The sequence below is a fragment of the Rhodococcus sp. SB1D genome (assembly GCF_048573875.1).
GTDB classification, from domain to species: Bacteria; Actinomycetota; Actinomycetes; order Mycobacteriales; family Mycobacteriaceae; genus Rhodococcus_F; species Rhodococcus_F qingshengii.
This window is the reverse complement of the sequence record NZ_JBMAIQ010000004.1, coordinates 69,851-90,263: the sequence shown is the minus strand read 5'-3', so window position 1 is coordinate 90,263 and position 20,413 is coordinate 69,851. Positions and strand designations below refer to the sequence as shown.

Genomic DNA, 20,413 nt, shown 5'->3' with positions numbered 1-20,413 from the left:
AAAGACTGCGCAGTAAAGCATCGTTCGCTGCCCTGTGCGGATCTCTCCGATCGACGCGTCCGCAGGAAAGCACACTCGCCACCAACTCAACCGCGGCGGAGATCGTCATGCCAACAATGCGCTCTGGCGGATCGCGATGGTAGCGACATGCAATAGCGCACCTACGTCGCGCGTCGACCAGTGGAAGGGAAATCGCCGACGAAGATCCAGCGATGCCTCAAACATCACACTGCCCGTGAGATCTACATGCTGCTCGTCGATCCGCCGACAGCTCAGAGCACCGACGGTCGTCGGCAGCTCCGGCCCAACAGGGGCCTGTCCACGCAGTGCGTCGACGATCATTTCTACGTCCCTCTGACGACGATCTCGCAGGCGGAACGAGCCACCAAACCGAACTACGAGTCCGCATCACGCTACCGCGCATGACTGAAAGAGTAACTTGCACAGGATAGTTGACATCAAGAGGAGTATCCAAACCAGTTGCACTTCCGAACTGACAATGGACGTTATCCACTCCATTCAAGAACTTTCAGTGGCCGCCGGTACCGTCGGAGATGCCGGCCAGCCACGCAGAACCCTGCAATTGGTTCGCTCAGCTTCTTCTGCTGACGGCAGGTCGATACCTCTGACCAAAGCCGGGTGTCGGCTTTTTCAGATCTTCATCGCAATAGAAAATGCGGGTCGGCTCGTCACCTATCAACGAGTCGACCCGCATATCAAGTTATTCCGCGCTGAACGAGGGAATCATCATGCTTCCCATCACCGCTAAGCCGCTGACATCTCGAAGCGAACCCAGAGCATTACTCAAGAAGGAAAAAAGCATTAGATACTCACCTCCTTAAGTCGCGAGTAGTCGGATCGGAAGGTCATTCCTTCACCCATCCGTCACTCGACAATGCAGTCAGCATCTCGAAGAAGCTGACGTGGATCGCTGACAGTGACCCGGTGAAGAGACCGAAAACATCTTCCAAGGAACCCATTTCTACCCTCCTACACTATTTGAACGGATTGAACGGGACGTCGAGACCGAAGTCCACGGAGAGCGCAACAGGCATTGTGATGATGGACTTGAAAGCAGTCAGCATCATAGGCAAGAGCGCCGAAACCGAACCCACATCAGATGAATTCATCTCACATCCTCCTATTCACTCGAGATGCCGGTGAGCCCGTCGATGACGGCCCCACCGGCATCGATTGACCCGTAGGCGAAATTCAGAATCGCCTGCAAGAACGGAACTAACATTTACCACTCCTTCGCAACGGACAGTCGCATGTCGCCGGTAAGAATTTCCGTCACCCGAAAGGCGGGATCTAGGGCCGAGCGATCACGATGTGGATGTAACCGTAGACAGTGTTTTAGAACTCGTGCCAGTTTTCACGATTTATCTCAATTGTTCCGACTTAAGTCGTAGTTTCGGCACCGCAACAAGGGATGCATTAGTACTTTAGTTCCACAGAATGAGCTCGACAACGACGCCTATCAGTACCTCGCAAGGGAGACCTCTTTTTTCGTTGCGTTCCATTGTCCACGGGTTCAAGGTTCAGAGGTTACTGAGACTCGACGAACTCTGTCACGCTTTCGACACACCACTCCCCCACCTCACCGCTCAGTGCCATGGCCAGGTTCTTCGGATAATGGAACTGTTCCCGGGCACTGAGTATCGCGACGCTCTCTGCATGTTCGTTCTTCGAGCACACCTCACGAGTCGACTCGATCCGCCAGCGGCACTACATCGGTCACCCCGTAACCGCACGGTCGAGTATCCGCGCTGTCCACGAGCATCAGCGCCATAGGCACCTGAGGAAACCTCTTCAATCTGTACTTTGCCGATACCGAATACGAAAAGCCAACTGCGCGCCGATTCACTGCGACAAACAGCTTCTGGCCCGGTCCCCTTCATGAAGAGGAACTGCGCCACCACGGGCCGCGTCCGAGCGACTGACTGTCCGATTACCGCCGAGTTGTCACATGCCCGTCCGGTTTGCTCCGCTGCACTGTGCACACAACTATGCCGCGACCGTCGCCACACCGGGCACTCGGGCTAGTGACTCTGCGCCGACCCAACGCCGTCCGGGGCACTCCACGCCCGAGCAGAGCTCCGAAAGGAAGAACGAGGATGGCCTTCGTCGTTGTCACAGCGAAGGGACCAGTACATACATACCGAGAACCGAGAAGAAAGTTTCGGGTGTGCACGCAGCACCTCACCGAGGCTGGGTTATCATTTAGCTAATTCAGCTGAGCGTTCCAAGTCGGAGGTCCCGGATGTCAGGCGCCCGCCACACGTTCGCCGAGCAACTCAATGAGCTGTTCGCCCGCGCGCCGCGGCGTACAACCAGCACCGCAGTGGCCCGAGCGCTCACCGAACAAGGCTGTTCCATCTCCACCCCCTACCTTTCCCAGCTACGTACCGGGGTCAGAACTCGGCCCGCCGATCGATACGTACGAGCCATCGCAGAATTCTTCGACGTTCCGCTGTCTCACTTCTACGAGACACCGTTTGAAGACGAATCGGACACCGGACTCGGACGAGATCTCGAACTGATCCATACGATCCACGACGACGCAGTGCGACGCCTCCTCTGCAACGCTCACGGTTTGTCGGCCGCATCGTTAGACATTCTCCTCCGGTTCGAGGACCATCTGCGTGTCCTCGTTTAACATTCACCAGCATCAACTCGTCAGACTGCGGGGAGGGAGCCAATTCCAAGCGGCATCGTTCGTCGCGGAAACTTGTAAAATGTTGGCGGAGAAACGGGCTCGCACAAACCGCGTCGAGAGTGGCCACGTGGCCGTCGTGTTCACGCCGTCAACGCGGCCGCTGCGCCTACAAATTCATCAAGGCGATGCGCGCCTTTTCTGTGCAGAGTAACGGGCAGGCATAAGAACCGAGATATTTCACATCTGCGACTGTCTTCACCCCGTATCCGACCGTTTAGGCGTGCCTGGGTCAGCATTTCCGCACTCCGGCGAAGCCGTGGGTTCGCCAGGTGAATCGGCGCGAAAGGTCTTTTACCACATCACTTTACGTGCATCTTTCCTGCGTTTCGCACTTTGGTGACCAGCCTCGATAGAAAATCGGCAAAGACGAACACTGGTGCCGACGCCGTACCCACTGAGCCAAGCTTCAGAGCAAGGGCTCTTGCGCGCGGGCCTGCCGACATTCCCTCCCCGGCCGTGGCTGTCTGTCCCGCACACGCGACATTGCCGACCGATGCCCGCCGATGTGCGAACCGCGATTGCCACCGAGGTAACCGGCCCGTTGCCCCTGCTGTCGGTATCGCACCGTCGTACGCGTCATCATTCAGACCATAGACGGCGTTCGGCGACCACGAAGCTCGGACCGATTCACGCTGTCACGAAGGCAAGGGCCAAAATGGCCGAATGACCCTGTGGATAATTGCAGCCGGAGTCGAGCTAGCCGTGATCGTTGCGCTCGGCGTACTCCTCGTGATCTCCATCAGGACGCTAAAGAACACACGGATCGCACTCGAACGGCTCCGAAGCAACTCACCCCGCCGTCGACGACGTGGAATTGCCCCGCGTGCCATCAAGACCGCATTTCACACTGCAGATTCGCTGATAAACAAGGGTTTCGGCGCAACCGTGCGAAATTCTATCGAGGATCTGGCTGGCTGGGCCAGAGTCGAACGCCCCGATCTGGCAAGGATGACCGCCGACGGCGATATCGTGGTCGTCTTCTCCGATATCGAAGGATCCACAGCGCGAAACGAAGAGTTGGGGGATCGAGAATGGATGAAACTGCTCGAACGGCACAACAAGCTGATCACCAAGCAGACCGAAGTTCACGGCGGCCACATTGTGAAGAACCAAGGCGACGGCTTCATGATTGCGTTCTCCGACCCAGGCGAAGCCGTGCGATGCGGCCTTGTTATTCAGCAGGCTTTGCGCGAGAGCCCTGAACGCTGGAACAACATCCGGGTACGCATGGGCGTACACGCGGGCAAATCGGTACGGCGAGGTGATGATCTCTTCGGACTCAACGTAGCCATGGCTGCGCGGGTTGCAGGTCAGGCGCGCGGAGGCGAGATTCTCGTCAGCGAATCCGTTCGAGAAACAATCGGTACGGCGCAAGACATCACCCTCGAAGCGCCACGCAACGTCGAACTCAAGGGCATCAAAGGCAACCACCAACTCTATCCCGTCTCGCAACCTTCGGCACGAGCCGTCCATCAATCGAATTGACCGCGGCCGTCATCGTCGGGTCCTCCTGGTGAGGGACAACCCGTCCGCGCGGTGCATCACCGGCAGCCTCCCTCTGTCAGTGGGTGACGTGCACATTCGAGCATGCATTCGTTGTCCGCCGTCTGATTTCCGCTCCAGTGGTCAGTCGCCAGACCGGGAGGCGTATGAATAGCCTGTTGTTAGCTCACTGGGTTCGGTGCTACGGTTGACGGCGTAAAGGATGACGCCGTCTTCATCAGGTCGGGACCGAATGGAGCTTTCCGACCCATGCATCACCATCTGCCGTCGGCGCCTCGTGTTGTCTGCACCGAATCCGTTAGTAGCGGGCTCGTCGAGGCGCCGTCATGTTGAGTAAGTTCCGGCGCGAGGCCGCCGTTCTCGCCGCCTACCTGTCGCAATTCGACAACACCGGCACCACCGCTGCCGACGCCTGGCATAGCGGCGCCGATCCGGCACACTTCACCGCGGACAACGACCAGCGTCGGCGTGACTACGCGCGCGCTAGCGCCTGGGTAAGTGCAACGGATGTCAGTGAGGACGACGTCACCGCGTTAGCCTGGATGCGACGTACATACGGATTCCCACCCTCCCCCTGAGCCGCTTCCCCTGCCACTGAACCCCAGAAGCTGAACCAAAGCGGATCGACCATCTGATCCCGACCCCCACCGCTGTTTCGCTCGAAATAACGAGGGCCGCGTTCGGCCAAAAGCGCCCGCGCCATCAACCACGCGTACCTCACCCCGCAGCGGACGGAGGTGATGCACACACCTAATCAGGCTCCGCAGTCGACAGTGAAGAAATCTCCCACCCGAAGCGTCAGATGAATTTGCACCTTTACGAGCCCGTCTCCTTCCAGTCACAGAGACACACTGTCAGATTTTCCGCCTGCTCGTCACGGAGAGACTCTGCCGTCAGATTCGTAGGGGTTCGTTGCCGGTGTCACGCGGAGGAAGCTCGAGGACTCACGACTTGTTCGATGCCGACGCCGCTCAATCTCCTACGCAGGACTACAAGCTAAGCGACGCGATACCCCGTCCGACCTTCTCCCGGTAACTGTCCCGAAGCCAATTCGAGAGGACTCATCAACGGATTCCGACTCACCACGCCGACCCATTCCTTCCCGGAGCATCCCCCGAAAGACTCACCCGCGGATGTCGCGAAGGCATCGTCCTAGCATCCCGGTGAGGCACCTTCCGTACCAGGACTTCGACACGGGCCAGAATCAGAGCATGTTACACCGCCGGAAACGCCACTCCGGACACATTCGCAGGAGGCGGTTCGCTGAGACAGCCGCTATCGGCCGTGCCATCGTCTGTATTATCACCAGATGTGTTGCGACGGAGGGAAAACCGTTACCGCCTGACCGATTCCGGGTGAGTTTCGACAGTCACTCGATACCCGATACCCACAGGCACACTGCCCGCCACACTTACCGAGAGCTGCAACCAACGCAACGCAACATCTCGCGGATCCGGAACGAGAACGGCCGACGCGGCGACGATGATCGGATTCGGGTCGCCCGGACCACTCGATACCCAGGTGTGCGTGACAACCGTCGCCTCCGAACCTAGGTACGGCAACGAATCGGGTAGAAACATCGACACCGCACGGGGTTTCGACTTCGAGACACTTCGCATAAAGTACACGCGGCCAGCGCCCGGCGGCTCACCACCGATCCACAACACCCCGCTGTACTGCGTACTACGCCTCAACTGCCCTGACACAGCCTCAGTGACCAGATGATCAAGCCGCGGTTCCACAAACAGAGGTGACATGCCCGAACCCTAGTCGCCCAGTACCCATCCCAGCTCGATTTCCTCACCCCACCCAACTGTGCCCTGCGTTGTTTCGACACACCAGACATCGGACAAAGCACTCCATGTACGGGAAACACGCCACGATCGCCGGCACCCCGTACAGCCTCAAGCTGTGCCGGCCTCCTTGGCCCTGACGTTTGTGGCCGTCGAGGCTGCCCGCCCCCGCGGGCCGGTACAGTCGGATCAGCCAAGTACCGGGCAGGAAGGGAGCGCTCCCTTTCCCATTCGGTGAGGGACCGTCGACACGGCCGAGTCAACGAACCTGTCCAGTAGGAACTTTCGCGCACCACCACCCCCTCACACCCGAAGGTGGATTACCCCCATCACAGACTCGATCGCGTACCAAACCGAGCGCGATCGACATCGACATTCCCGCTCGTCAACACCGGCCTGTCACCAGCCGAAATGTACCCGGCGAAAATCTCGATCCCGTCCCGCGAGAAGGCCCCCCTTCCCGCGTATCGAAGAGCTTTCTCGACAATCGGCAGCGACTCTCCCCAACACCTGTGATAAACACTGTCGAGGACAGGTTGCAATGCCGCACAGGCGATCCCAGCCGGCACCACCCCGGATCCGTCAAACCTCACAAGCACATCGCCCACCGGAGGAACCTGCCTTTCCATTGTCGAATCACAGCGTACCGACCGAACTGGACACCTACCCAACTTTAGTGAGCCGACCACACAAGGCGCAGAAGACCGCTTCGCCCCATGTGCAATTTCAATGTCGATCGTTCTCCAGCAAATTGCACTCTCCCGACCAAATTCTCCGGACAGCGATCGAATTGCGGCTCCCACGACACCGTTCAGATCTTCGGCTCACCTGACATTCCCACGACGACCAACACCGTGAAACGGCGAAATCGAGTGATCAATCAAAAATCCCGATCAGGTCGACGAACTCCGTGTCCGTGCACGGCACCGAGGAAACGCGAACCGGCCAGTCCCAGTTCCGCGACCGCGGTGAATCGTACCGGTGCAGATCGGTCACACCCTTCGCCGCGGCCTGACTTCGCGGCACTCGCCTCAGTTCAACAATTCTCGTAATACGTACACTCGCCTGATGCATATCCGCCCAGCACATACGGAGGATACGCAGCCTTTATCGGTCCTTCTGAACGAGATCATCACAGAGGGAGGAAAACCGCCATCGACACCCCACTCACAGGGAGCGAGGTCTCCGAGTGGTTCCTCACCGGCGCACATTGCATCACCTGCGTCGTCGCCGCGGACACCCAGGAAGAACCGATCGGCTTCCAAAGCCTCGAACGCTTCCATCGAGACCTACCCGTCGGCAGAGCAGATATCGCCACCTACGTCTCGAAAGGGGCTAGAGGCACCGGCATCGGCCGCGCACTCGCCACCGCCACCATGCGACTGGCTGACAAAGCCGACCTCAACTCGATTCGAGCCGTGATCCAACACCGAAACGATAATGCGATCCAGTATTACCGGTCACTGGGCTTCCAAGATTACCGGTCACTGGGCTTCCAAGACGACCTCCCCGGCACGACCAAGGGGCAATCGAGCTCCTCTTTCACCTTCGGTGTGGTGTTGAGATTGGCGGATCTGCAGCGGCGTGTGCTCCTTGTCGGTCGGAACCACATTCCTTCTGATGTCAGGCCATAGCCCCGCAACGATTGAGATGCGGTAGCGTCTCGCCGCGCCGAAGTGGGTGTGCCCGACGATGTTTGCCTTCCAGGCCAGAATCGTGGTGGGAGAGGTGCTGGGGCTGAGCGTTGGCGAATGCCATTGTTCACCAACGGATATGAGTATTTTTTTACGTAGCGCGCGTGTGTGGTGACGCGAGAGGGTAGGGATTCCGTCGCACTCACCGTCGGATCGAGGCAATGGCGCGGCGATCAGAGGAGGAACCCGTCGAACGAGGTTCGTTTGGTGTTCCCTGAAGTTTACGGGCACACGCCGTGTCTTCACTTCGCTGCGTCAGTAGTCGTATCGCCTGCCACCGACTGCGTGTCCAGCAGCACCGAGCGCGAATAGGACAACTCCGGATGATCATCAATAACGACTAACACCCCGTTACTCATCGATTGTTGCGAGCTCCGCGACTGTGCTCGCGATCGAGCGCAGAAATCGAGGTGGAGCGGCACCGACGCGAGACCGAAAGTCGCCTACGGCGCGCCAAGAGCAGATAGACCAGCCCAAACCTCGGGACTTGCTGGTGCAAAGTGTGGGGTGCGCGTTAGAGAAATTCGCATATGGTGGATATTTGTGAGCACCGTGCCCGTCGTCGTGACCGAGCATGGACGCGACTGCGTCCAGTGCGGCCGTCCGCTGTTGATCACCGTGCTCGAGTTCTACGCCGGTGCGCAACCGACCCCGACTGGCCGACGCGAAGGGTTTATCGATTGCAGCAACGGATGTGTCGGCGTCATTGACCGATAGCCCTGATAGATACAACTCATCTCCCCGTGGGAGTCGTACGGGGACAGGGTATTCACTAACCTGGGTTAGTCCAGATCGAACACCCCACTCCGGTCTGATCGGCGGCTTCCGCCGTGCCTCATTCGGCGTCCTACGCCCGAAATTTCCTCACCTGTCAAGTAATGTGCCGTGAATCTGCGCGTTCATCCATCAGGACCAAGCACTTTGCCCGGAGGCGCGACGCAGGATGAACCACTCCCGGCGATCGGGACGAACCTCACCGTCCTTCACCCCCGGTGACCCGTAGCGTCGAGGTGTAGCCGTCCGGGAGCGATCACCGACGTCTAACGGCCTCGCCGGTCCCCTGCACTGTGTGGCCATCGAGGCCGCACTACTTCCGGCCGGTACCCGAGCTCGTCGGTCGGAGGCAAGGCGGTTGACCTCGGGGCGAAGGAAAATATCGGACGGAAATCTTCAGCGCACATTTTTCGTGTCTGTAACTTCGAATATCTGTGACTCGGTGTGATGGAGCGGTATACATATCTCGTATGCCCCGCTAACCACACGGAGAACGGTGATCATGTTCCGCATCCCACGAGTTCGTGATGTCTTAATGACGGCCACCGACGATGCCAGGCGCGGCCACGCTCCGACCGTTCTGCCGGTCGCTGCTGCGATCCGATGAGCCCCCATCGCTCCGGCAATCACACTGAACAGCACTACACCGCCACGGTCAGTCAACAACCTGTCCCCACCAGACCCGCCCGGGCAGCCCCACATCCGGACGTGGTCGCCGCTGCGGAATTCCTCCTTGCAGAGCCTGACGCCTACCTCTACCGGCGCCGCTACCTCGAGCTGATCACACACACCACCGGCCCTGACGGCACCACCCTTGCCGATTACACAGCCGCGGAAAAATATCTTCTCACCACTGCCGCCCGACGCAGAAAAGCACTCCTACGCCCGCCCCCTACCCATCACAGCTAACAGAACCCGCCAAAGACGTACCCGCCTCCAACAATCGGTGAGATACGGCAACCAGCGCCGGCCCCAACTCGACTTCCTCAGCACGCAACAACACCGCCCTGTTGCCAGCGCGAAGAGGACTGCCGCGATGGTCCGCGATGGACAGCCCAGCCAGGGAGCAGAATCGGCGCCTCCCGGTGTGCCGATTTCTGCTGCTCGCTCTACCCCGGGACCTGAAACCGTTGCCGGACAACCAACCAGAGGGCGCACTACCCGCACAACTCCGGATCACACAACCGTGACGCCGACTCGACGGATTCATCGACCGTTGACGGCAAGCAAATCCGAGGCGTTCACGTGTTCACACCACACCAGATTGCGCACGAGCGAACCGCAACGCCCACCCCGCCCTCTCCCAACCGAGCCGCTTCCAGCGCACCATTTCCGAAAAGCACCACGATCGTTGTTTTCTCGGATACAAAGTAGTCATTCCTTATCGCACCCATCGCGGGTGAAAGGACGAGAGGGCGTGGGCATGACGAACGGCCGAATGGAACGAGTATCGGAATCAGGTGCCCCACACCGAGTCGGAGGATTCCGGTACTCACGCACCGAAGACGAATGGGAATGGTCCGACAACGTCGCCACAATGCACGGCTATCACCCAGGGGAGGTAGTTCCCACCACCGAATTACTGCTCTCACACAAACATCCCGACGACCGCCACTACGTCTCGCAGACTTTGGACGCGATCCGCACCTCGGGCGGGCCGTTCAGTAGTAGGCACCGCATCATCGACACCCGCGGTGTCACCAGGTCGGTGATCGTGGTCGGCGACAGCATCGAAGACGAGCACGGTGACGTGACCGGCAGTACCGGTTTCTACATCGACGTCACCGAAACCCTCGACCGCACCGTGAAGGAATCGGTCGACGAACTGGTCGACGAGATCAGCAGCTCCCGCGCAGCAATCGTGCAAGCAAAGGGAATGCTGATGATCGTGTACGGCATTTCCCCGGAGCGGGCCTTCGACATTCTCATCTGGTGCTCGCAGCAGCAGAACGTCAAACTCCGCCGCATCGCCGAGCAGTTGATCGCCCGCGCCCGCGCCGACTTCGTCCTGCCCAGCGGACTGCGTTCGCAATTCGACCATGTACTTCTCGGCTCCGCAGAAACCGATCCGCAGTGACGAGCGGTGCCTGCGGCTTACTGCTTAACCGCAGGCACCTGGCCGAGGGCCCTTCATCGCGCCGTCGGCGTGCACATTTTCATACCCATCGACGAGCGACGGAAACAGTTCTACGGATCGATCGTTCCTGGTTGCCCAGTGCACAGACAGGCACGCCCACTAGACAAACCATTGAGACTGTTTTACTGGCGTCTGCGAACGGGAAATATCCCACGTCGGACTCGCCTACGAGGCATGCCGTGGTGCAAATTAGGGAAAATGGTCTCAAGGTGATGAAGTCCGGGGAGTGCAGGTGCCAGGGCGAGCCAGGCTCGGTGTTTGAACACCCAGATCCGGTCCCCGGTCATTCAGATTGCGAGGCTCGCCGCGACGACTACATGAGCGGGGCGTGTACTGGCGATGATGCCGGTGTGGAGCGGTTCCCCGACGACTGCGAATCCCCAGCTGAATGCCCCGGAATCCACTCTTCTCCGTTCGACAACAGCGCCCCGTTCAACCCCCGTGGATGCGAAGCCTCGTTCAACTCCTCCACCGCGCGAGCATGCTTCGAGAGCTCCGCACAGGCCGATCGCATCGCGGCATCAAGAATGCGTTCCCCTACCTCAAACGGTGCCGAGCTCCGCCGGGGTTTGCAGCGCCGCCGGCGGCAGAGAAAGGCGTCGCGCCACTCCCGATCCACCTGGGCACGGAGCAGGGATTGCGACTTCGAGGTATTTCGCATCACATCATCATCCCAGAACGACCGGTCCGGCCCGCCCATCGACGGTTCACACCACCGCCGACCAGGCTCAACGCCCCACCGTCGAACCGCCGACACCCGACTCATATTTTCTATCGCGGCGAGGGTAGACATTTTCCATTCGTGTGTTGTATTTTTTTCTCGCAGGAACGAAATCAAGAGGTGCGGGAGAGATGAACTACCCGCAAGCAGTACTGCAGGGCAGGGACGTTCCGGGACCGAAAGTTGTGTTGTGAGTGTGCAGTTCAGGTCCCGGCACCCCCTTTCAAACGGGCTACCGGACATGGTGTGTGAGTTCGGAAGCACAAAGAGTGCAGTTGTTTTTGGTGCAGTAAGTGAAATCGACCCCGTCTCGGCCCCCGGCGCACCCCCGCGCCGGGGGCCCCGTCCATTCCAGTGAAAGAAGACCGCCATCTCGGCAGACCAACCCGCCGGCGACCTGTCCGACAAGCTCGACGACGAAGACTATCCCGCCTACAGTATGGGCCACGCCGCCGAACTCCTCGGCGTGCGGCAAGGATTCCTCCGCAGCCTCGACGCTGCGAAACTCCTCACCCCCCAACGCTCTAACGGTGGGCACCGCCGCTACTCCCGCTACCAACTACGCATCGCCGCACGCGCCCACGAACTCGTCGCCGCCGGCACCCCACTCGACGCCGCGTGCCGCATCATCATCCTCGAAGACCAACTCGCCGAAGCCCGCCGCATCAACACCGAATTAGCGCACAAGCACGGCAACCGCTCAGACCCTTCACCCGAATAACGGCGGGCTCGCACCGCCCCTAGACCGCGAAGCCGGTGGCGTCCGGGCGCCTCCCGCGGTCGACTCTGCAGTGGACTACGACGTGGTGCGAAAGTACTTGCAGGTGCCTCTTCTTGGTATCGAACGCGGTGAAATCTGGCCCATCCCTTTGTACTGTTTACGGTTGAAGGAGTGCGCGCACGCGAGCGTAGACTTCGCACGGACATTTGGTCGGCGGCGCTGTGTGCCCGACGCCGACGATCGAACACCCCGACTGACGCAGAGCCGGGGCTCCGGCGGCACTGCCGACGGCCACTGCAACTGGTGGAGATTTGATGCTGTGTTGTCTGAATCGAAACCACCGGAGCCGAACGCGGCCACGACTCTTTGATAGAACTATCCAGCGCAGCGTCATCCCGACAATACGTTGTAATCTGACCATCGAATGCAATGCTTTGCAGCCGAATTTCCCTTACCTCGCAGGCCGCGCGCCACTTCCCCGGCACCGGCCCGCACAGCTCAGCCGATCAGACATCCGACCCTGACCTGCTGGACCACTATGCAATTCACATGGTCCGGTTCATTTCCTCCCTGCACCAACCGCTTGTAGGCTAGCCCGCGGCTGCGATCTTCAGGGACCGGAACACTTCCCCAAAGCTTCTGGCACTCTCGGTTGCAGAGTGCTAATTCGTGTGGTTATCATGTTCTCGCACAGTAAGTTCGGTCAGCCGCCACAGTGGCGGTGACCTTTCTTTTCACGACATGGGAGGTGTGTTGCTGTGCTTCGTTTCGATCCTTTCACTGACATCGACGCGATCACCAAGTCCGTCCTCGCCGCGGGAACCGGCAACGGACGCAGTCCACGGTTCATGCCGATGGACCTCTACAAGGTCGAGGACCAGTACGTCCTGCACGCCGATCTTCCCGGCGTCGATCCCGGCTCGGTGGACGTTCACATCGACGGCTCGACTCTGACGTTGACCGCGCATCGCACGGCCCTCTCCGAAGAGGGTGTGAGCTGGCTGGCGAGTGAGCGTTTCGCTGGAACATACAGACGGCAGCTGTCCATCAGCGACGACATCGACGCCGAACAGATCGTCGCCTCGTACGACAACGGCGTGTTGACGGTGACGTTGCCGATTGCAGAGAAGGCGAAACCGCGGAGGATCGAGGTCTCCTCCGGACCACCCTCCCGAACCGAAACCATCGAAGCGACAACGCAGGTCCAGTTCGAAGCCTGATCCTGCTGGCCCGGACAAGCGTTCCACGGTGGGGTGAGTTCCGAAGACACGCGATGCGTGCTCGGGACTCACCCCACCGCCCTTTCGATCCCCACCGCCGTTCGATCCCCTCTGCACCCGTACGGCCGATCGGCCCATCCACCACACGAAAGAATCAGCACGAGAACCCTTTAGCCGTCATGACTGCATCCACCTTCCCCCCGCACGAGCAATCCGACAACACCGAATCCCGCCCGCACACTCCACCCGATTGGTGGGATCACCACCGTCCTATCACCAGTGATGAATACAGCGACATGGCGTTGATGCTCGGTGCACTCTCGATACTGACGTTCTGGATGTTCGGCCTCGGCATCCTCCTCGGTGCCGCCGCCATCGGAACCGCCCTGGCAGCGCGCCGACCCGACACCCCCGGACGCGATCTGGGCGACAACACCGCCGGCGTGGTCGGGATCCTCACCGGCATCGCCGGAATCGCCTTCGGCGCCGTCTTCCTCACTGCAGCACTACCCCACCTGTAGACAAACGCAATTCGGCAATTCCACTACAGGAAGCAGCGATGTGCACTACGGGAAGTGGCCACACAATGCGTTCGAATCTGCACTACAGGCATACTCTCGGATTCGGTGAGTCTCGAAGCCTGGACTAGCGAAAGAAATTTCGTCAAACCGGCCCCATACTGCGCTTCAGCACCGACGAACGGCGGCTCAGTGCGACGTGGGTGAACTATTCGCGACCGGTACGGGTTTGTGTACCTTTGCAAGCGGGAGGCGGACTGTGCTGAGTAGACGGTTTGGCGAACAGTACGCCATAGCCACACCCGCATATAGTTCTCAGTGCGGGTGTGGCTATGGCGCAACTACATTCCGGGTCAGGGAGTGACGGTGATGCCGGGCGTGGAGTTGAACTTGAGCGCTCCGGTCATCTTCGCTGTTCCGGCCCCTGCTGCCGGGCAGGAGGCGCTTCCGCCGTTGGAGGTGAAGTTCACCGTTCCGGTGTTGTTGGCGGTGACGGTGTGTGTTGTGTTGTTGTAGGGGACGGGGCCGGCGGTGCTGGCGGTGACGTCGATGACGCAGCTACCAGCGACTACATGGGCTCCGCCGTTGGGGATCTTGATACTTCCCATCGGTGATCCGCTGTCGGCGTTGACGTTCAGAGCCCAGGAACCCGACGTGGTGATTGTTGCGGGCACACCTTCGAGGTCACATCCGGACAGTCCCACGCTGGCGATGTTGATGTTGATGCCGCCTGTTCCGGGGTTCACGTTACCGGGCGCTGCAGGGGTGGTGCCCGATCCGCTGACGCTGGTGCAGTACAACTCGAGACCGCCGGTTGTCACGAAACTGAGCCCACTGCTGGTGGCCGTCACCGGAGTGGCTGTGGCGGGGCTGATCGTGGTGGACGCTGCTGCGATCCCGGATGCAGCGATGGTCAATGCGGCTGCTGCCCCGACGAGTGCGGAGGTCTTGCCGAGCATTGTGCGTGATGACATGTGATGTGCCTTTCTGTCGAATACCTTTGGGGTGAACCGTCAGTCGAAAGAAATTCAGGCGGGTGTGATCTCTACCCGGCGGCTCCCATCTGCGCCACAGCTGCAGGTTCGGCTGCCTGCGCAGCGGAAGCTGCCGGCGGTCGCACCTTGCGCGCGGCGACGGTGTAGACGTCGCTGGAAGTGGTCAGAGAGTTCTTTCCACTGGCGGAGGGCGTTCCTGCTCGCAGGTTCACCGCCCAGTTGAGTGCACCGAAGACCCCGCATCCGCTGGCGGCGGGAGCTGCGAAGAGGTTGTCGGTGTGCTGAACGGCAGGGAACACTGCTCCGGGATATTCGCCGATGGGCTCTGAGGGCGGGTTTCCGGTGGTGGTGAGGTGGAGGTTGATCGGGTTCGCTGTGGAGCCGAGATAGCAGTTGTTACCCAACAACGAGTTCGACAGTTTCAGTCGTACCGGCATCGTCAGCTCTTGGTCCAGCACCTTGATGTTCGGCAGCCCAACAGCTTCGACTGTTGCGGTGATCTGGGTCAGATTCAGTGGAGTGTCAATTCCGATGGCCCCACCCGGGACGGAGATCGGGTTCGAGTACACCCCGTTGCGGCCGTCCGGCTTGGGGACGAAGGTTTCGACGAAGCTGCCGTCGGGTTGGGTGGCGTACTTGACTCCGCCGGCGATCTTGAGTCCGCCGTCGGGGACGGGCACGGTCAGTCCCCCGATTTTCATCGAGCCGCCGCGCACCACGACGGTCGCGCAGGTCGCGACGTCGAGGTCTTCGACGGGGCATGATGACCACCCGTCGAACGTCAAGGGGGTAGCGGTGGGTGTACCGGACGAACCGAGCGAGGAATTCTCCTCTGCGGTGGCAACGCCTCCCCCTATCAATGCAAGGGCTGCAGCGATCGCCATCGTGGGGGCAACTCGGGTTCTCAAGGCATTCTTGGACATTGGGCTCCTCAGGCATGGAATCGACGCACCGAAACCTCACTTGTTTTTGGTGTGTCGCGAGTCACATCTATGTGCTCGGAGCGAAGGCTACCGACCAGTAGTACTCGAAGTCACACAAACCGGAGAAAGTTCATCCCTTTCGGGGACGTGCTCGTACTTTCGGTGGCGTTTCATCCACGTTCTGCGAGGACCTTCTACCCTGTGCTGCTGTCAGGTCATTGGACAGTCCATCAAGGCAGCCTGCCGGAGCGACCCGCAAGTCCCATACCCCGCAAGACCAATACCGGGGGCAGGCAGTGGCCAGGGTGTTGAATTTCCATCCGCGCCCAGTTCCCATCGCTGAGCTGGCGCTTTCGGGTTCTCGCCACCCCGTCTCGTGTGGACACCTGAGCTGAACGAGGCTGGTGGACGTTTGTTTCGATTGTTCCTTCGAGCCTGGGGTAGTCGCGCCGCATGGTTCACAACCGAGCACCGTTGTTCAAGGCCCTTGCACAGGACCGCCGGTTGGATCGATACGGTTCACCCCACCGGGGCACGCTCAAGGGCGCGGCACAGACCGACAGGCAGAACGGCACCTGGCAGATGCCGAACGATCGGCGGCCGACGTGGTGGGCGAGGGCCATGCGATCTTCTCGACGTGCGGTAGCTCACTGTTCACCAAAGCAGCAAGGGTGGCAACCACTGACATCGATCCCGAAGACTGCCGCTCAGTCGAGACAGCCACAAGTTAATCGTCGCAAGGCTGATCTTTACCGGCACCACCCCCATGGATAACCCCACAATGGGATGCTGCGCAACATATTTCGCATCCACCCTCCCCCTCTCAAGTGCAATGCGAGCGGGAAAGGACTCCGGACGCGGCGAGCGCGCAGATCGTCAGTCCCAGTCGGTACGGCACCTATGCAGACCTAGCGATCGCAGGCGAATGCCACCGGACAGGTAAACCCTTGATCGTCGACGAAGCGTGGGGTGCACATCTGCCGTTTCACGAAGAGTTGCCGCCCTGGGCGATGGACGCAGGAGCGGACGTCTGCATGGTCAGCGTGCACAAGATGAGGATGGGATTCGAACGATAGTCGGTCTTCCACGCTCCAGGGAGATCTTGTCGACACTGTTCAGCTGACGGCGTGCGCCGATCTGTTGATGACCACGGGCCCCAACGCATAATCTATTCAGCTCTCGACGGATGGCGTCGTCAGATGGTCGAGACCGGACACGAGTTGTTGGATACAACACTGACACTGGTCACCTCGCTTCGTGACGACACGAACAACTCCCAGATCTTGGGTGGGCCGGCACCGCATATGCATGAGAGCCCAGACATGCTACCGGGTGCCGGTCCATGCGCGCCGGTGAGCCCACCAGCTCCGCGCAGCATCCGCGCTGCGCCTGCGCTTGGGGGGGTGATGCCAAGCAGTTCGGCGGGCAAACATCGTACCGCGGGCGCATCTTGCTGCAGGTGCGCTCCGCGTCGTCGAGATCACTAAGTACCGGCGGGATCCGTTGTGAAGCTTTCAGATACGCCCGACACACCTGCGTTATAGTGCCCGGGGCTGGACGAAGAATGAAGGGGGACATGCCGTGCCGGACGGCACAGGTGGGGGCGGACGACGAAATCCGTTGCACTACAACGAGTGGGAGGATTTCTCTACCGACGCGACAGCGATCAGTCGGAGTGGTCGGCCGCTGTCGCTCGGATGCACGGCTACGAACGCGGCGCAATCATGCTGCTCACGCGGGTGACAGCGGACTTGCACATCCCCGATGCCTACGAACGCCCTTCGACCACGTCCTGTTGGGTCACTGACAATGGCGTTTAACTCCATGTTTGGCGGCACTTGCGTTGGGTAGATGAAGCTCTGAACATCTTTCTCGAATGCGGCCGACAAGTTCCCACCCAGGGGTTGGCTGCATCCGATCAAGTACAGGAGCAAATCTCACGTGACGTCCTTCGCGCGGGCGATCGTTTCCCCGGTCGCCGCTTCACCTTCGCTGACCGTCTCTGCATCACCGGATCAACTGCCGGTGCTGCGCTCGCTGGTGCGGACCGTGGCCGCGCACTATGCGCTCTCGTTGGGCGGGTTGTCCGATCTCGTTCTCGCCGCCGACGAAGCAGCGACCATCCTCATCGGCCACGCCTTCCCCTCCAGCACGCTGACGTGCACGTTCGGCGGCGACGATACCGCCGCTGTGCAGGTGAGGCTCTCTGCGGCAACAACGGACCAGATCATCACGAGCACTTCGTCCTTCGGGTGGCACGTCCTCGAGACCCTGGTCGACGAAGTGGTTCTCGAGGAGCTTCAGCCGGCCGCGCCCGGGGAGGACTGGGATGTGACGATCACACTGACCAAGGTGTTGCAGGCAGGTTCGTGATCCCACCCACTGTGGAGGTTAACGAGTACACGCAGGTCATCCTGTCGGTGTGGCTCGTCGACACCGACGACAACGCTTCCGATCGCGAGCTGTTTAGGACCCGGGTCGCGCGCGAATCCGCATTTCTTGGCATCCAGCTCATGCTGCGACGATGGTCTCGCGCGCCGTGAGGGACTGTGTTCGGCGGAGTGCTTCGAGCGATTGTGAGCAGTCGGGAGACGTGCATTTGCGACAGGCCGACCTTCTCGGCGATTTCCGCTTGGGTCAGGTCGCCGAAGAATCGGTAAAGCACGATTGTGCGTTCTCGTTCAGGAAGTGCGAGCAGTGCTGGTCGCAGCGTTTCGTGGTTGTCGATGCTGTCGAGGGCAGAGCCGAAGTCTCCCAAGGATTCTGCGATCGACCGTCCGTCGTTGACGGTGGCCGCATCGAGGGACGCCGCGTGATAGGAATCGCCGGCTGCGACGATCTCAGCGATCTCGGCAGGTTCCACTCCGAGTTCTTTTGCCAGTTCCGGAACGGTGGGTTCGCGTCCGAGGGCTTGGGTGAGGGAAGAGCGGGCCTTGATGAGCGCGAGATAGTTTTCCTGCAACGAGCGTGGAACACGAACGTCCCAGCCGCGGTCCCGGAAGTGTTTGCGCACTTCCCCCATCATCGTCGGAATCGCGAAGGCGAGGAAGTCTTTGCCCTTGGTGGGGTCAAGCGGTTCACTGCACTGACCAGACCGACGCTGGCGGCCTGTACGAGGTCCTCGTGGGCTTGTCCGCGGCCGCGGTATCGCAAGGCGATGTTTCTGGTCAGTGGTAGACACGACTCGATGATCTGCGTGCGTAGACGTTCGCGGCGCTCGTCGTCGGTCGGTCTTGCAGCCATCTGTTCGAAGAGGGCCGCAAGGTGCTTGTAGTCGGAGTCTCCGTTGTGGGTGCTCATGAGAATGCCAACTTCCCTCTCTTGGTCGTCGTTCTCGCAGAGCGCCGAGGAACCGTAGATCCAGATTCATGTCGAAGTGAAGATCCACCTGCAGCTCCGACAAGGCGTACGCGTTGTGTTGTCGACATCGTCGTCTCCCTCATGCTCAGGTGTTGATCGTCTGCAGAACGAACCGGAACGCAATTGCTGTTCCCCCGGCGACGTCAAAGTGGCGTCGGACTGTGTCGACCGTGAACTCAGCAGCGGCCATCGCTGTGTCCGGGCGCGTCCACCGTTGAATTGAGGTCATGGCAGTAGTCACTTCCCTCCGAGGCCCAAGTACCCGACATACAATCGTCTGATGCGATGTCGTAAATCTATCTATATCAACTGATGCAGATAAGCGACAACCCGAAAGGCAGAGAATGAGGTGCGAGAGCTCAATTGCTGGGTCGCTGTCGCTGCCCATCTGCGCACGCACCTTGCAACGCAAGTTTTCAGCTCAATTCAGCAGAACAGCGAATACATGAAATCTATATCGAGGGTAACAGATTTCTGCCACTGGCAAACATAGAGATACTCGCCATGCATGTTAAAGTTGACCAACGTTTGGTGGGACTGAAGGAGAGGGCTGTGGCGACGGAGGATGCAGCGCGCGCCCACCGAGGGGTGTACGGGATTTCCGTGATGTCGGAGCTCTCCGGAGTGGGCCCGCAAACTTTGAGACTGTACGAACGCCGCGGACTTCTGGCGCCCGCACGCACGGGTGGGGGAACGCGCCGCCACAGCGAAGCGGACCTCTCCGCGTTACGGCGCATCAGCGCGTTAATCGACGACGGGATCAACTTGGCCGGAATCAGCGTCATCCTCGCGCTGGAAGCACAGAACGCGATCCTGACCGAGCGGATAGCTCAGCTGAACGAGCCGTCCGGGGTGGGCCCGCCAGCTGAGGTCACATTCGAATCCGGTAGGCGTTCGCCGGTGTGATGAATGTTGCCGAAATCCGCATCGGCAACAATGGCGTTTCCGTCCACTTCGAGCTGGCCGACCGCGGTATCGAAAGCGTCAATAAGCCACGGCCTCTCCGCTTGACTCAGCAGCGTGTCCGTACCGTTGTCACCGGTTTGAAAGATGTGCACCAACCACGATCCGCTGGCGTCGGGTTCGTCCCCAAGCCCTCGCGGGGAGTTGGCAGCCAGGACGTAGCGGTTGAACTCGAGATCGACACGAATGGAATAATGCCCGTCCACGTTGACGACGGTGCTGGGCCGTTGGGACGCCACGCCCAATGCCACCAAAGCGTCGCCGTATATCGCGGAGAACTTCTTCGTCAGAGGCATTGCCCTCCCACCTTGGTCGGAGCCGTCCGGCGGAAGGGCGGCGTGAAAGACGGTCCGTTGCCACAGTCATGACGAA

General features: G+C 60.1%; 18 protein-coding genes and 3 pseudogenes. 13 read left to right on the top strand and 8 right to left on the bottom strand.

The genetic code is table 11. From position 1 onward, the window contains the following. Positions 1–34: 34 nt before the first annotated feature. Positions 35–100 (top strand): annotated as a pseudogene (locus tag ACN50D_RS11840) (hypothetical protein); the annotation flags it as partial. Positions 101–105: 5 nt separating this feature from the next. Here ACN50D_RS11840 and ACN50D_RS11835 read toward each other — a convergent pair. Next, positions 106–342 (bottom strand): hypothetical protein, encoded by a 237-nt coding sequence (locus tag ACN50D_RS11835; protein ID WP_419970232.1) that lies wholly within the window; start codon positions 340–342, stop codon positions 106–108. A 653-nt stretch (positions 343–995) separates the two neighbouring features. Beyond that, positions 996–1,130, bottom strand: coding sequence for a hypothetical protein (locus ACN50D_RS11830; RefSeq protein ID WP_256521188.1), 135 nt, complete (start codon positions 1,128–1,130; stop codon positions 996–998). 1,133 nt (positions 1,131–2,263) lie between these two features. Between ACN50D_RS11830 and ACN50D_RS11825 the strand changes: the two genes are divergently transcribed. From ACN50D_RS11825 to ACN50D_RS11815, 3 genes are all read left to right on the top strand, one after another. Beyond that, positions 2,264–2,659 (top strand): transcriptional regulator, encoded by a 396-nt coding sequence (locus ACN50D_RS11825; protein WP_211921957.1) that lies wholly within the window; start codon positions 2,264–2,266, stop codon positions 2,657–2,659. Between the two features lie 723 nt (positions 2,660–3,382). Then, entirely contained in the window at positions 3,383–4,204 is an 822-nt protein-coding gene (locus ACN50D_RS11820; RefSeq protein ID WP_211921955.1) for an adenylate/guanylate cyclase domain-containing protein, read from the top strand. Positions 4,205–4,548: 344 nt separating this feature from the next. Beyond that, entirely contained in the window at positions 4,549–4,800 is a 252-nt protein-coding gene (locus ACN50D_RS11815) for a hypothetical protein (RefSeq protein WP_211921953.1), read from the top strand. A 756-nt stretch (positions 4,801–5,556) separates the two neighbouring features. Here ACN50D_RS11815 and ACN50D_RS11810 read toward each other — a convergent pair. Beyond that, positions 5,557–5,979 carry a hypothetical protein gene (locus tag ACN50D_RS11810; protein ID WP_211921951.1) on the bottom strand — a complete coding sequence of 141 codons (423 nt, stop codon included), beginning with the start codon at positions 5,977–5,979 and terminating at the stop codon, positions 5,557–5,559. Between the two features lie 1,145 nt (positions 5,980–7,124). Here ACN50D_RS11810 and ACN50D_RS11805 point away from each other — a divergent pair. The 6 genes from ACN50D_RS11805 to ACN50D_RS11780 all read left to right on the top strand — a co-directional run bounded on the left by ACN50D_RS11805 (position 7,125) and on the right by ACN50D_RS11780 (position 13,803). Beyond that, a complete protein-coding gene (locus tag ACN50D_RS11805) occupies positions 7,125–7,649 on the top strand; it encodes a GNAT family N-acetyltransferase (RefSeq protein ID WP_212633797.1) in 525 nt (174 codons plus the stop codon). 1,437 nt (positions 7,650–9,086) lie between these two features. Then, positions 9,087–9,392 carry a hypothetical protein gene (locus tag ACN50D_RS11800; protein ID WP_211921948.1) on the top strand — a complete coding sequence of 102 codons (306 nt, stop codon included), beginning with the start codon at positions 9,087–9,089 and terminating at the stop codon, positions 9,390–9,392. A gap of 514 nt (positions 9,393–9,906) precedes the next feature. Further along, the gene (locus tag ACN50D_RS11795) at positions 9,907–10,560 is read left to right on the top strand and encodes a PAS and ANTAR domain-containing protein (protein WP_249343082.1); all 654 of its coding nucleotides are present in this window, start codon (positions 9,907–9,909) and stop codon (positions 10,558–10,560) included. Positions 10,561–11,780: 1,220 nt separating this feature from the next. Beyond that, entirely contained in the window at positions 11,781–12,062 is a 282-nt protein-coding gene (locus ACN50D_RS11790; RefSeq protein WP_211921946.1) for a MerR family transcriptional regulator, read from the top strand. 758 nt (positions 12,063–12,820) lie between these two features. Further along, positions 12,821–13,282 carry an Hsp20/alpha crystallin family protein gene (locus tag ACN50D_RS11785; protein WP_211921944.1) on the top strand — a complete coding sequence of 154 codons (462 nt, stop codon included), beginning with the start codon at positions 12,821–12,823 and terminating at the stop codon, positions 13,280–13,282. Positions 13,283–13,461: 179 nt separating this feature from the next. Next, positions 13,462–13,803, top strand: coding sequence for a hypothetical protein (locus ACN50D_RS11780; RefSeq protein ID WP_211921942.1), 342 nt, complete (start codon positions 13,462–13,464; stop codon positions 13,801–13,803). A gap of 350 nt (positions 13,804–14,153) precedes the next feature. Here ACN50D_RS11780 and ACN50D_RS11775 read toward each other — a convergent pair whose 3' ends face one another. Beyond that, positions 14,154–14,774: a hypothetical protein gene (locus tag ACN50D_RS11775; protein ID WP_249343081.1), complete on the bottom strand. Its 621-nt coding sequence runs from the start codon at positions 14,772–14,774 to the stop codon at positions 14,154–14,156. Between the two features lie 71 nt (positions 14,775–14,845). Beyond that, positions 14,846–15,718, bottom strand: coding sequence for a hypothetical protein (locus ACN50D_RS11770; RefSeq protein ID WP_211921940.1), 873 nt, complete (start codon positions 15,716–15,718; stop codon positions 14,846–14,848). Between the two features lie 453 nt (positions 15,719–16,171). Here ACN50D_RS11770 and ACN50D_RS11765 point away from each other — a divergent pair. Beyond that, positions 16,172–17,022 (top strand): annotated as a pseudogene (locus ACN50D_RS11765) (ornithine decarboxylase); the annotation flags it as partial. A 637-nt stretch (positions 17,023–17,659) separates the two neighbouring features. Beyond that, positions 17,660–18,091 (top strand): ATP-binding protein, encoded by a 432-nt coding sequence (locus ACN50D_RS11760; protein ID WP_211921938.1) that lies wholly within the window; start codon positions 17,660–17,662, stop codon positions 18,089–18,091. Positions 18,092–18,229: 138 nt separating this feature from the next. Here the strand turns inward: ACN50D_RS11760 and ACN50D_RS11755 are convergent. Next, positions 18,230–19,018: pseudogene (locus ACN50D_RS11755) on the bottom strand (SigB/SigF/SigG family RNA polymerase sigma factor). Positions 19,019–19,163: 145 nt separating this feature from the next. Next, on the bottom strand, positions 19,164–19,307 hold the full coding sequence (locus ACN50D_RS11750; RefSeq protein WP_211921936.1) for a hypothetical protein: 144 nt from the start codon (positions 19,305–19,307) through the stop codon (positions 19,164–19,166). Between the two features lie 275 nt (positions 19,308–19,582). On the opposite strand from ACN50D_RS11750, the gene ACN50D_RS11745 reads away from it, so the two are divergent. Continuing rightward, entirely contained in the window at positions 19,583–19,984 is a 402-nt protein-coding gene (locus ACN50D_RS11745; protein WP_211921934.1) for a MerR family transcriptional regulator, read from the top strand. Here ACN50D_RS11745 and ACN50D_RS11740 read toward each other — a convergent pair. After that, complete coding sequence (locus ACN50D_RS11740) at positions 19,909–20,337, bottom strand: hypothetical protein (RefSeq protein WP_249343079.1); 429 nt, start codon at positions 20,335–20,337, stop codon at positions 19,909–19,911. The genes ACN50D_RS11745 and ACN50D_RS11740 overlap by 76 nt on opposite strands. Positions 20,338–20,413 lie beyond the last annotated feature (76 nt).

Excerpts from the sequence above, each read along its gene's own strand:
- ACN50D_RS11835 (WP_419970232.1), bottom strand. The coding sequence starts at position 342 with ATGATCGTCGACGCACTGCGTGGACAGGCCCCTGTTGGGCCGGAGCTG.
- ACN50D_RS11830 (WP_256521188.1), bottom strand. The coding sequence starts at position 1,130 with ATGAATTCATCTGATGTGGGTTCGGTTTCGGCGCTCTTGCCTATGATG.
- ACN50D_RS11825 (WP_211921957.1), top strand. The coding sequence starts at position 2,264 with ATGTCAGGCGCCCGCCACACGTTCGCCGAGCAACTCAATGAGCTGTTC.
- ACN50D_RS11820 (WP_211921955.1), top strand. The coding sequence starts at position 3,383 with ATGACCCTGTGGATAATTGCAGCCGGAGTCGAGCTAGCCGTGATCGTT.
- ACN50D_RS11815 (WP_211921953.1), top strand. The coding sequence starts at position 4,549 with ATGTTGAGTAAGTTCCGGCGCGAGGCCGCCGTTCTCGCCGCCTACCTG.
- ACN50D_RS11810 (WP_211921951.1), bottom strand. The coding sequence starts at position 5,979 with ATGTCACCTCTGTTTGTGGAACCGCGGCTTGATCATCTGGTCACTGAG.
- ACN50D_RS11800 (WP_211921948.1), top strand. The coding sequence starts at position 9,087 with ATGAGCCCCCATCGCTCCGGCAATCACACTGAACAGCACTACACCGCC.
- ACN50D_RS11795 (WP_249343082.1), top strand. The coding sequence starts at position 9,907 with ATGACGAACGGCCGAATGGAACGAGTATCGGAATCAGGTGCCCCACAC.
- ACN50D_RS11790 (WP_211921946.1), top strand. The coding sequence starts at position 11,781 with ATGGGCCACGCCGCCGAACTCCTCGGCGTGCGGCAAGGATTCCTCCGC.
- ACN50D_RS11780 (WP_211921942.1), top strand. The coding sequence starts at position 13,462 with ATGACTGCATCCACCTTCCCCCCGCACGAGCAATCCGACAACACCGAA.
- ACN50D_RS11775 (WP_249343081.1), bottom strand. The coding sequence starts at position 14,774 with ATGTCATCACGCACAATGCTCGGCAAGACCTCCGCACTCGTCGGGGCA.
- ACN50D_RS11770 (WP_211921940.1), bottom strand. The coding sequence starts at position 15,718 with ATGTCCAAGAATGCCTTGAGAACCCGAGTTGCCCCCACGATGGCGATC.
- ACN50D_RS11750 (WP_211921936.1), bottom strand. The coding sequence starts at position 19,307 with ATGACCTCAATTCAACGGTGGACGCGCCCGGACACAGCGATGGCCGCT.
- ACN50D_RS11745 (WP_211921934.1), top strand. The coding sequence starts at position 19,583 with ATGCATGTTAAAGTTGACCAACGTTTGGTGGGACTGAAGGAGAGGGCT.
- ACN50D_RS11740 (WP_249343079.1), bottom strand. The coding sequence starts at position 20,337 with ATGCCTCTGACGAAGAAGTTCTCCGCGATATACGGCGACGCTTTGGTG.